Annotated in this window: 12 protein-coding genes; 8 read left to right on the top strand and 4 right to left on the bottom strand. The window is 63.4% G+C overall.

Translation table 11 applies throughout. The features are described from left to right. The 7 genes from VG320_RS27110 to VG320_RS27080 all read left to right on the top strand — a co-directional run. Positions 1-415 (top strand): amidohydrolase family protein (locus VG320_RS27110; protein ID WP_327203153.1); only part of this gene is annotated, 415 nt, incomplete at its 5' end. An 18-nt stretch (positions 416-433) separates the two neighbouring features. Beyond that, a complete protein-coding gene (locus VG320_RS27105) occupies positions 434-865 on the top strand; it encodes a DoxX family protein (RefSeq protein WP_327203152.1) in 432 nt (143 codons plus the stop codon). Positions 866-919: 54 nt separating this feature from the next. Then, the gene (locus VG320_RS27100; protein ID WP_327203151.1) at positions 920-1,177 is read left to right on the top strand and encodes a DUF1427 family protein; all 258 of its coding nucleotides are present in this window, start codon (positions 920-922) and stop codon (positions 1,175-1,177) included. Then, the gene (locus tag VG320_RS27095) at positions 1,174-1,911 is read left to right on the top strand and encodes a YoaK family protein (protein WP_327203150.1); all 738 of its coding nucleotides are present in this window, start codon (positions 1,174-1,176) and stop codon (positions 1,909-1,911) included. Before VG320_RS27100 ends, VG320_RS27095 begins: the two co-directional genes overlap by 4 nt. A 65-nt stretch (positions 1,912-1,976) precedes the next feature. Further along, on the top strand, positions 1,977-2,894 hold the full coding sequence (locus VG320_RS27090) for a glyoxalase (RefSeq protein WP_327203155.1): 918 nt from the start codon (positions 1,977-1,979) through the stop codon (positions 2,892-2,894). A gap of 8 nt (positions 2,895-2,902) precedes the next feature. Further along, positions 2,903-4,354 carry an alginate export family protein gene (locus VG320_RS27085; protein ID WP_414696129.1) on the top strand — a complete coding sequence of 484 codons (1,452 nt, stop codon included), beginning with the start codon at positions 2,903-2,905 and terminating at the stop codon, positions 4,352-4,354. Between the two features lie 48 nt (positions 4,355-4,402). Further along, positions 4,403-4,714 (top strand): hypothetical protein, encoded by a 312-nt coding sequence (locus tag VG320_RS27080; protein ID WP_327203149.1) that lies wholly within the window; start codon positions 4,403-4,405, stop codon positions 4,712-4,714. Between the two features lie 15 nt (positions 4,715-4,729). Here VG320_RS27080 and VG320_RS27075 read toward each other — a convergent pair whose 3' ends face one another. Both VG320_RS27075 and VG320_RS27070 read right to left on the bottom strand, forming a co-directional pair. After that, the gene (locus VG320_RS27075) at positions 4,730-5,803 is read right to left on the bottom strand and encodes a WYL domain-containing protein (RefSeq protein ID WP_327203148.1); all 1,074 of its coding nucleotides are present in this window, start codon (positions 5,801-5,803) and stop codon (positions 4,730-4,732) included. 47 nt (positions 5,804-5,850) lie between these two features. Further along, positions 5,851-6,654: an SIR2 family NAD-dependent protein deacylase gene (locus VG320_RS27070; protein WP_327203147.1), complete on the bottom strand. Its 804-nt coding sequence runs from the start codon at positions 6,652-6,654 to the stop codon at positions 5,851-5,853. 201 nt (positions 6,655-6,855) lie between these two features. Between VG320_RS27070 and VG320_RS27065 the strand changes: the two genes are divergently transcribed. Beyond that, positions 6,856-8,196: a hypothetical protein gene (locus tag VG320_RS27065; protein ID WP_327203146.1), complete on the top strand. Its 1,341-nt coding sequence runs from the start codon at positions 6,856-6,858 to the stop codon at positions 8,194-8,196. A gap of 42 nt (positions 8,197-8,238) precedes the next feature. On the opposite strand, the gene VG320_RS27060 is transcribed toward VG320_RS27065, so the two are convergent. Both VG320_RS27060 and VG320_RS27055 read right to left on the bottom strand, forming a co-directional pair. Continuing rightward, positions 8,239-9,315 carry a rhodanese-like domain-containing protein gene (locus VG320_RS27060; RefSeq protein WP_327203145.1) on the bottom strand — a complete coding sequence of 359 codons (1,077 nt, stop codon included), beginning with the start codon at positions 9,313-9,315 and terminating at the stop codon, positions 8,239-8,241. A gap of 36 nt (positions 9,316-9,351) precedes the next feature. Continuing rightward, complete coding sequence (locus VG320_RS27055; RefSeq protein ID WP_327203144.1) at positions 9,352-10,008, bottom strand: peroxiredoxin; 657 nt, start codon at positions 10,006-10,008, stop codon at positions 9,352-9,354. Positions 10,009-10,257: the final 249 nt, after the last annotated feature.

Raw genomic sequence — 10,257 nt, 5'->3', positions numbered from 1 at the left:
ATGGTTCTCGAACGACGAGACGAAAAAGGGTGCGCTCGTGCCAGGTCAGTACGCCGATTTCGCCGTGCTGAGCGACGACTTCTTCACCATCGACGAAGAGGCCATCAAGCATCTGAATTCGGTGCTGACGGTGGTGAACGGCCGGGTCGTCTACGCCGACGAGGAATTCACCTCGTACGGTCCGCCCGCGTTGCCGGTGAGCCCGTCGTGGTCGCCGGTGGCCGAATTCGGCGGCTATGCGCGCTACAAGCCCGTTGTATCGAATGCATCGCTTGCCCAGTCGTGCAGCGACGCCTGCGTGAATCTGTGCGGCGTGCACCAGCATGCACACGGCTGGGCGTGGCGCAGCAACGTGCCAGCCGGGGACGCCAATGCGTTCTGGGGCGCGCTCGGTTGCAGCTGCTTCGCGTTTTGAGTTGAGGCGAGGGTCGTGATGAAACGTTTCGAAAGCGCCGATCTTGCGCTGCTGTTCCTGCGCGTGAGCGCCAGCTTGCTCGTGCTGTTCGTGCACGGCTTGCCGAAGGCGTTGCACGTGCGCGCGCAACTCGGCGTGATCGAGGACCCGTTGCATCTGGGCGGCGCCTTCACGCTCGCCTTTGCGATTTTCGCGGAGGTGGTGTGCCCGGTGCTCATGATGCTCGGCGTCTTCACGCGCCTCGCCGCGATGCCGATTCTCGTCGTCACCGCCGTCGCGCTCACGCTGGTTCATCCCGACTGGACGCTCGAACAGGGGCAGTTCGCGTGGATGCTGCTGATCCTCTTTGGCACCGTGGCGATTGGCGGCGCTGGGCGATACCGGCTGACGTGGCAAAGCGCGCTGCGCGCCGTGCGGCGCAGTCACCGGCGCGTGAGCGCGTCGGCCTGAGCGGCGTAGTCCCTGTTTGAACCGCGCGTCTGAGCGCAGCAAGGAGCGATCGACATGTCGTACCTCATTTCCCTCGGAGCGGGCCTCGTGGTCGGCCTGCTCTACTATTTTTCGCGCGTGCAGTCGCCCGCGCCGCCGCTGATCGCCCTGGCCGGGCTGCTTGGCATCGTGATCGGCGAGCATGCGATTCCGTTCGTGCAGGCGCACTGGAGCGCGCCACAAACGCAGGCGCAGACGCAGAGTGCAGCGCCGCCGCGCGCGGTGTTGAGCGCGGCGCTCGACAAGGCCGATTCCACGAGCCGCGAGCCATGAACAGCACCGTACAGCCCACTCAAACCGTGCTCGACCCGATGCGCGGCGAGAACACCGTGCTCGCCTTCGTGGCGGGTTACGTCGATACGCTGGGCTTCGTCGCGCTGTTCGGCCTGTTCACGGCGCACGTCACCGGCAATTTCATCATGATCGGCTCGGGCATCGCGGGCGTGAGCGGCGGCCTGCTGATCAAGTGGCTGGCGTTTCCCGCCTTCGTGGCGGGCATCGTTGGTGCACGCGTGCTGGCCGACCGCTTGCACGCGCAACCCCACGCCGTGCGCGTGGGCAGCCTTTACCTGATGCAGATCTTGCTGCTGGCGGCGTTCATGATCGTGGGCCTTGCGGCTGCGCCCATCACCAGTGCCGATGCGCCGCTCACGATCGCGTGCGGCCTGCTCGGCGCGGCTGGGATGGGCGTGCAGAACGCGCATCCGCGTCTGACCGCGCGCAGCGTGGTCGCCAATACGGTCATGACCGGCAATGTCACGCAGGCCGTGATCGACGTTTTTGATCTGCTGGCGGGCAGCGCGCATGTCGATCGACGTGCCGTGCGCGAACGGCTGGCTCGCACGTTGCCGCCGGTGCTCGCTTTCGGAGTGGGCGCGAGCCTGGGTGCGATAGGCTGGCTGGCCGCTTCGTTCTGGGCGCTGATTGTGCCGCTCGCCTTGCTGGGTGCGATTGCCGCTTTTGCCTGCCGGGCGAACGCTGGCAGCGCCGCGCGCGCCGCTCGGTAAATCCTTACTATTTTCATCAGGAGCAACTCGTGTCTTTCTTTCGCCTGAACCGTCCCTTGCGCGCCATGACGGCCGCGTCGCTAGTTGCCTTCGCGGCGTTTGGCCTGGCTTTCGGCGCTGCCTCCCCGGCTTATGCGGACGACGCGCAATATCCCGCAAGCACCGCGCGGATGCCCTCGGTCGCGGTCGGCCCGCAATACGACACGACGCACGTCTATGTGGCGAGCGCCGACCTGGACGCCTTCGTCAACAGCTTCCTCGCCACCTTTGGCGGCAAGGCCTCGCCGCGCGCCGTCTTCACGGTCACGCCGACGCCAAGCAAAACCGCTTCGCAATACGTGCAGACGCCGGTGGGCATGCTGTCGGTGTTCGGCTTCGAAACGCCGGTGCCGTACCCGTTCGGCAACGAGCGCACCGGCTATCTGGTGACCGATATCGACAAGGCCGTGCATGCCGCGCGTGCGGCGGGGGCGGACGTGATCGTCGAACCGTTCGACGATCCGATCGGCAAAGACGCGATCATCCAGTGGCCGGGCGGCCTGACGATGCAGCTTTATTGGCACACCAAAGCCCCGTCGTATGCGCCGCTGGCACTGGTTCCGGACAATCGCGTCTATGTTTCGAAGTACGAAGCGTCGAATTTCATCCACCGCTTCGTGCGCTTCTCGCACGGCAAGGTCGTGTCCGATAACCGTCACGCTGACGGCACGGAAATCGGCAAGAACGGCGAGACGATCCGCCGCGTGCGTATCGAATCGGCCTTCGGCAACATGCTGGTGTTCGTGACCGACGGCAAGCTGCCTTACCCGTACGGCCGCGAAACGACGGGCTACCGCGTTACCGATCTGGACGCGACGCTCGCGAAGGCGCAGGCCGCCGGCGTGAAGGTGCTGGTCGCGCCCGCGCAGAACGAGGAAGGCCGCACGGCCATGGTCGAGTTCCCGGGCGGTTACGTCGCGGAGCTTCATCAACTGGCGAAATGAGCGCAGAGATGAGCCGTACGCGCCTCTGCTTTCCTGCGCCGATGAAACTGACGACACGCCGTGCCGCGCTTGCCCTCGTGGCGGGTGCGCTGATGCACGCGGGCGCGGCGCGCGCGCAAGCCGCGCCGGGCGACGCGGCCTGCGACGTCACGCGCCCGATTCCCAGCTTCAACCGCTGGCAGGAGGATTGGGGCGCGCTAGCGAAGCCGTGTGTGCCGCGCAAGCCGCTGGATCGGCTCAAATATATTCCGCTGTCGAGCGATCCGGCCTGGTATCTCTCGCTCGGCGCGAATCTGCGCGAGCGCTTCGAGTTGAACAATACGCCGCTCTTCGGTCTGGGCGCATCGAAGCCCGATAGCTGGGTGATCCAGCGCGCCGAAGTGCATGCCGATGCGCGTTTTGGCGAGCACGTCCAGGCGTTCTTTCAGCTAGAGGATGCACGGCCGTTTGGTAAGGACTCCGTGTCGCCGGTGGACAAGAACCCGCTCGATATCGAGCAGGCCTTTGTCGCGTTTGTCTATGGTGTCGGCCCGGGCACGTTCAAGGCGCGGGTGGGGCGTCAGGAAATGGCGTTCGACTTGCAGCGCTTCGTTTCCGTGCGCGACGGCCCGAACGTGCGCCAGGCGTTCGACGCGCTATGGGCCGACTACGAGGTCGGCAAATGGCGCTTTATCGGCTATCTGACGCAGCCGGTGCAGTACCGCGATGTCGATACCTTCGACGATGTCTCGAACCGGCACCTGACGTTCAGCGGCGTGCGCGTGGAGCGCGCGAGCGTGGGACCGGGCGATCTGTCCGCGTACTGGTCGCGCTACGAGCGCGATAACGCGCGCTTTATCGACGCCAGCGGCGACGAGCGGCGTGACGTTTTCGATGCGCGCTATGCGGGCAAGAGTGCGCCGTTCGACTGGGATGTGGAGGCGATGGTGCAGACCGGTCATGTGGGCGAGGCGACAGTCGGCGCGTGGGCATTCGGCGCTCTGGGCGGTTATACGCTCGCCTCGTTGCCGGGCACGCCTCGCTTTGGCGTGCAGGTCGATGGCGCGTCGGGCGATCACCATCCCGGCGACGGCCACGAGGGAACTTTCAATCCGCTATTTCCGAACGGCTATTACTTTACGCTGGCCGGTTATACGGGCTACAGCAACCTGATTCACGTCAAGCCGTCGCTGACCTTCAAGCTCACGCCGAAACTCACGTTGATGACGGCGCTGGGTTTCCAGTGGCGCGATACGACCCAAGACGCGGTCTACGGGCAAGGCATGGCGACGGTGCCCGGCACCGCAGGCAAGGGCAATCTGTGGACGGGCATGTATGCGCAGGTACGCGCCGACTGGATCGTCAACGACAACGTGGCGCTGGCGCTGGAGGCGGTGCATTTCGAAGTGGGCGATTCGCTGCGCGCGCTCGGCGCGAGCAATGCCGATTATGTCGGCGTCGAAGCGAAGCTTGCGTGGTGACGCGCGGCGAATGGCAATAACGAGTGCGCTTATCGACAGGGGAATAACGTGAGCACACAACTGCAGCGTATTGAAATGGCGCGGCTCGCCGCCGCCGTGGACGCGAATATCGACGACGCGCGCGTCTGGCGCTGGTATAGCGATCTGATGGAGGACGACCGCGTGCGCTGCGAGCGCACGCGGCGCGGGTGGCAGATCACCATCGACGATTGCAATACGGTGGAGGACGAATCGTTCGATTGCGCTGTGCGTCTGGCCGCGCAGACATGGGGCGATATTGCGCGCGCGCCGGTGAAACTGCGTCGGCGGCGCAAGACGGCGGCAAGGCCTGGAGTGGGGGCGTTGCCGCAGTTCTGGTGATGCAGGCGGGCGCGGCTAACCGGCTGCGTGTGCGTAACGTGCGGCCATGACGCTGGCGCGCGCGGCGAATTCCTCGCGCAGGCTGGCGGGTGCGAGCACTTCGATCGAATCGCTCTGACTGTGCAGGAAACGGCGCAGCATCACCGACGGTTTGACGGTGGCGGTCAGCACGAAGGAGCGTTTGTCGGGCGCCCAGTCGATTTGCTGATCCTTGTGGAGCTTGAATTCGTTGAGCATGTGCTGGGCGGCGCTGCGTTCATGGGGCGCGCGGCTGGCATGAATGCGAAGCTTGAGCTGTACTTCGGCTTCGGGGAAGAAGTGCAGCGCCTGATCATTGCGCACATAGGCATCGAGATTGAAGCGCGCATCGCGCTCGGCGGCATGCGTGAGCGCTTGAGCCTCCTTGATGCGGTCGAGCCGGAACAGGCGCGTCTCACCCGCTTTCGCCCCCATGACGACGAGGTAAAAGACGCCCGCGCGATTGACGAGCGCGAGCGGTGAAAGCGCCTCGTAGCGCTTGCCTGTCTGCGTTTCGTCCTCGGGCCGCACATAGTCGAAGCTGAGCTTGCGATCGTGCAGCAAGGCATCCGAGACCTGCCGGTAAACCCCGGCGTCGATCGCAGGCAAGATCAACGGTTGAGTGCCGTCGATGCGTGCGACCTTGCTTTTCCACGCCACGCCCGCGCGGCCGAGCGTGCCGTCTTGAGCCAGCCTCAGCCGCGCCCGGGCGCGCGCGAAAGCCGGCTCAAGGCCAATCATCACGGCGCTGGGCAGACTTTGATACGGGCTGCGGTCCAGAGAGAGCAGCGCGATGGCGAGATTCGTGTCGGTATGCTCCTGACTGTTCAGCATCTCAGTATTGATGGTCTTGAACCAGCGCGCCGCCCGCGTACTGCCCACCTTGTCGACATAGGGCGCCATCCTGGTGACATAACGGCGAATGGTGCGCTCATGCCGCGGTTTATCCATGCGCGCGTTGACGACTTCGACAATCCGCGAAAACGGGATGCCTGTTTCGGCTGCAACACTCACATTGGTGGCGTCTTCCACAAAGGGCAGGGCGGAAAGCAGAATCTCTTCGAGCTGCATGGTGACTCGCGCATTGAACGGGGCGCACGAGTGTAGCGAGGTTTGTTTCATTGCGCGTGGACTCTCGCGAGCGCAGCGTCGATACGCGTGAGCACGTCGAGCGCGCGACCCTGGAGCGCGATCGTCGCCGCGCCGTAGAGTTCGGTCGCATCGGTGTTGATGCGAATGAGCGGCAGGCGCAGGCTCTGCGCGAACATGCGCACGCCGGGCAGCGCAAGGCCGGCGCCAATCTCGATCACAACCGGTTTGCAGGGGCCCGCGCGCCACGTCTCCATACGCAGGCGCTGCGCATTGGTGCGCGCCACGACCCATGCAGGATCCGAGAACAGCAGGAAGTTCGGCCGGGCCAGCGCGCCGCAACGGCGGCAGCGCGGCAGTGTCGGGGCACCGTCACCGTGCGCGGCTGGCCAGATGTCCGGTGAGCAGGGCCGCGCACACTGGAAATGACGGATCGAACCGTGGCATTCGACAATCCGTGCGGGCGCGAAGCCTGCCGCCTCGAAATGGCCGTCCACATTGCTCGTGTAGACGAAGGCGCCGTGAGGTTTTCGATCGGCCCAATCGAGTAGAAAGGCGTGGCCCGCGTGTGGCACAGTCGATTCGCAAACGCGCAGGGCTTCGCCATAAAAGCGCCATGCCTGGGTGGGATCGGTTTCGAAGCAGCGGCCTTGCGTCCACGCATGCAGATCGCGTTCGTGCAAGCCTTCGGGCAGCAGCGTGGTCCACAGGCCGCGCGAGCCGCGAAAGTCGGGCAGGCCGGAATCCACGCTCATGCCCGCGCCCGCGGCGATGATGAGCGCGTCGGCGTTGTCGATCAGTTGGGCGGCGTGCTGCAGTGCTGTCGTATCCATTCCATTTCCTCGGTCGATTCGGAATGGCGTAAGCATCCCCCTTGATTCGGCCAAACGGTGTCCTGATACGTGGCGCGCGATGGCAGGTGGATTCGGACAGCGTTTGACCGAATGGGATGGAATAATGCTTGCCGTCGCGGCTATGGATCTTGGTGCGCGACGCTACGAATAACACTGTGAATGAAGCTACGGGGCCGGGCAATGACAAAAGACGAATACGTCAATCATGAATTCGTTGCGCAGTTTATCGACTGGATGAGCGAAAAACTGGACGATGAAACGTTTGCGCATGCTTATACGATGCGCAAATGGAATCGGCACTGGTCGTGCGGGAGCCTGTTTGATGCCTATAAGAATTACTATTGGCCGCATGGCGGCGTAAAGGCGCTTGGGGTTGCCGCAGGTCACACATTCGAATCCAACGCCGAGGCGCTCGAGGCGTTGCAGAAAGGATTGGTAGACGCATTGCTGGCGGGCGACGACAAACGCGCCTGCGAGCTAATGTGTGCGCTGATGGCCTGGGGCGGCGTGCAGGCGGGCAATGTCAGTTGGTTGACGGCCAACGAAGCGGGACTTGCCGCATTGGTCGCGAAGACACGCGACGCGCTTAACGCGGGCGACGCGCAGGATCTGCGTTTCAATTCAGGCATGAGCAAGGCGTATTCGCTCGTCTGCAATGAGTTTGTGATTTACGACAGCCGTGTGGCGGCAGCGCTTGGCATGGCGATCGTGAAGTTTTGCGTGGAGCGGAAGCTGGAATCGGTGCCTGCTGAACTGCAATTCCCGTGGGCGCCGGCGAAGAGCGCGAAGAATGCAGTGAATCCGCCTGTGCGCGATCCGCGTCAAGGCCGGTTCGACTTTTTGCGGCTTGGGGGCGGCAGGTTGTATGCCGCCTGGAATCTGCGCGCGAGCTGGCTTCTTTCGACAATGGCGAAGCGGTTGGCGGGGGGCGCCAGCGGATTCGCTGGTATTGAGTCCGATGCCCGCAGGCTGCGTGCGCTGGAGGCGGCGCTTTTTATGATTGGGTATGACCTGGGACGGGATGGAGGGGCAACGGGCAACGGCGGAAATAATGTGCCTGAGCCACGGCCTCCCGTGCAGGTTATTCGGGGTAACGACGACAGCGACTGGGTCGAATGCTTTACGCCGTCCCACGGCAACCGCTTTGAGTATCGGATCGAAGATCACCAGATCGCGATCAACGGACCACTGAACTTCAATCACGATCTGATTGATCGGACGTTGACCAATCTCTTCGTCCATTTTGGGCAGAGTCCATTTTCTCTCGCCAACAATGCGGTCAACGTGCCGGCGGGCACAGAGCAGATGGGTCTCGGCGTCGCTTATGTGCAGGCTGGTGGCAACAATGCACCGAATACCAGCAAGCTTGCCGCGATCTTGCAGGATCTTGACGTTTTCGAGCCTTGTTTCGATCGGCCTGGACCGGGCAGACACTGGACCCTCAACCTCGAAGCACTGGGTCTGGTAGACGGCAAGGTCAACATTCGTCCGTGGCTAAACGAGTATCGCAAAGACGAATAACAGCAACCGAAAGCGTCGTCGCCCGCAACTCAGGCGGCGACGCTACCCAGTCGCACCACCCTCGGCAACGGGCAAACCCTCGGCGCGCCACCGCAGCATCCCGCCTGCAAGATTCGCCACCTGCGTGAAACCGGCCTTGCCGAGCAGCACATTCGCCTGCGCCGACCTCACGCCGGAACGGCACACCGCGACCACCGGCCGCTCGCGATCGAGTTCGTCAATGCGCGCCGTCAACTGTGAAAGCGGCACGAGCCGCGCGTCGGGTAAATGCCCCAGGCAATCGATAAACTCGGACGCTTCGCGCACATCGACGATCTGCCATTCGTGCCCGTGCTCCAGCAGCGCCATCGGCTCGATTTCCCACACGCCGCTAAAGCGCAGCGTGAGCGGCGCCCACTCGGGTGTTTCGTGTACGGGAGCCGCGCCGTCCGGCTTGCCGCAGCGCATATTCGCGGGTACGGCCACGGCCATCAGCTTCGGATGGGGCAGATTCAGGTTGTTCATATAACCCGCGAAATCGCCGATATCGACATCGCCGCCCAGGCGCGGATTGAAGCGCCGCTCCTCGGCGACGCTCGTGACCGTGATGCCGCGATAGTCGTGCGCCGGGTAGAGCAGGCAATCGTCGGGCAAACTGAGAATCTGCTCGCGCACGGAGGCAAACAGTTGCTCGGGGCTACCGCCCTGAAAGTCCGTGCGCCCACAACCGCGTATCAGCAGACTGTCGCCCGTGAAGGCCATGCTGCGATCGTCCAGCACATAGGTGAGGCAGCCGCTGGTGTGGCCGGGCGTGGCGCGCACGTCGAGATATCGCCCGCCGAAGGTCACGCGATCGCCATGCCGCAGCGCACGATTGACGCCTTGCGCGTTCACGGCAGCGGCGAGCGCGATTTCGCTGCCGCTGCGCTCGCGCAGCCGCCACGCGCCGGTGACGTGGTCGGCATGGACGTGGGTGTCGAGCGTCGCCACCAGCTTCAGGCCCAACTCCTGCACGAGCGAGAGATCGCGCGGCACTTGCTCGTAGACCGGATCGATCAGCAGCGCCTCGCCGCTGGCGGCGTCGCCCAGCAGATACGTCCAGGTCGACGACACAGGATCGAAAAGCTGGCGAAAAATCATCGCGGGCCTCTCTATCGATACGGTCGATACCGCGCGTCAGCCCGGCTGCCGGGTCGTGCGCAGATACGGCTTGATGGTCTTGAAGCCGGGGAAGGACTTTTCGGCTTCTTCGTTGCTCACGGCGGGCGTGATGATGACGTCGTCGCCGTGCTTCCAGTTCACGGGCGTTGCGACCTTGTATTGCGCCGTCAATTGCATCGAATCGAGCACGCGCAGGATTTCGTCGAAATTGCGTCCCGTGGTCATCGGGTAGGTGAGCATCAGCTTGATTTTCTTGTCGGGGCCGATGATGAAAACCGAGCGCACGGTGGCATTGGTTGCTGCGGTGCGACCTTCGCTGGTTTCGCCGGCGTCGGCGGGCAGCATGTTGTAGAGCTTGGCGACGGCGAGATCGGTGTCGCCGATCATCGGATATTTGACGGCTGCGCCCTGGGTTTCCTCGATATCGGCGGCCCATTTTTCATGCTCTTCCACCGGGTCCACCGACAGGCCGATCAGTTTGGCGTTGCGGCGCGTGAATTCCGGTTCGATCTTGGCCATGTAGCCGAGTTCGGTCGTGCAAACCGGCGTGAAATCCTTGGGGTGCGAGAAGAGGATCGCCCATTGATCGCCGATCCAGTTGTGGAAATCGATCGTGCCTTGCGTTGTGCGCGCCGTGAAGTTCGGTGCGACGTCATTGATACGGAGTGACATGGTGGCATCCTGTGGGAAGGGTGGGCTGTGAGGCCTGAGCGGCCTGCCATGAAGTATGGCGCACAATTATGGATGTTGTCGGGGAAATGTGTCAGGGAATCGTGCCCTGTTAATGGCCTTTTTTTACGTTCGCAATCTTGTCTGGCGTTTTTTTTTAATTGCCGAATTAAGCGGTTTTTGTTGTGGTGCTGCTGTGGTGGGTTTGGCCCGAGATTGTTGCTGATGGGAGGGTGAAGAGGGTGCTTTCAG

Origin of the sequence: Paraburkholderia sp. (assembly GCF_035948235.1) — a bacterium.
Classification (GTDB): Bacteria; Pseudomonadota; Gammaproteobacteria; order Burkholderiales; family Burkholderiaceae; genus Paraburkholderia.
The sequence above is the reverse complement of the archived record's forward strand: the minus strand, read 5'-3'. Positions and strand labels throughout refer to the sequence as shown.

Coding starts and splice junctions, on each gene's coding strand:
- VG320_RS27105 (WP_327203152.1), top strand. CDS start 434: ATGAAACGTTTCGAAAGCGCCGATCTTGCGCTGCTGTTCCTGCGCGTG.
- VG320_RS27100 (WP_327203151.1), top strand. CDS start 920: ATGTCGTACCTCATTTCCCTCGGAGCGGGCCTCGTGGTCGGCCTGCTC.
- VG320_RS27095 (WP_327203150.1), top strand. CDS start 1,174: ATGAACAGCACCGTACAGCCCACTCAAACCGTGCTCGACCCGATGCGC.
- VG320_RS27090 (WP_327203155.1), top strand. CDS start 1,977: ATGACGGCCGCGTCGCTAGTTGCCTTCGCGGCGTTTGGCCTGGCTTTC.
- VG320_RS27085 (WP_414696129.1), top strand. CDS start 2,903: ATGAGCCGTACGCGCCTCTGCTTTCCTGCGCCGATGAAACTGACGACA.
- VG320_RS27075 (WP_327203148.1), bottom strand. CDS start 5,803: ATGCAGCTCGAAGAGATTCTGCTTTCCGCCCTGCCCTTTGTGGAAGAC.
- VG320_RS27070 (WP_327203147.1), bottom strand. CDS start 6,654: ATGGATACGACAGCACTGCAGCACGCCGCCCAACTGATCGACAACGCC.
- VG320_RS27065 (WP_327203146.1), top strand. CDS start 6,856: ATGACAAAAGACGAATACGTCAATCATGAATTCGTTGCGCAGTTTATC.
- VG320_RS27060 (WP_327203145.1), bottom strand. CDS start 9,315: ATGATTTTTCGCCAGCTTTTCGATCCTGTGTCGTCGACCTGGACGTAT.
- VG320_RS27055 (WP_327203144.1), bottom strand. CDS start 10,008: ATGTCACTCCGTATCAATGACGTCGCACCGAACTTCACGGCGCGCACA.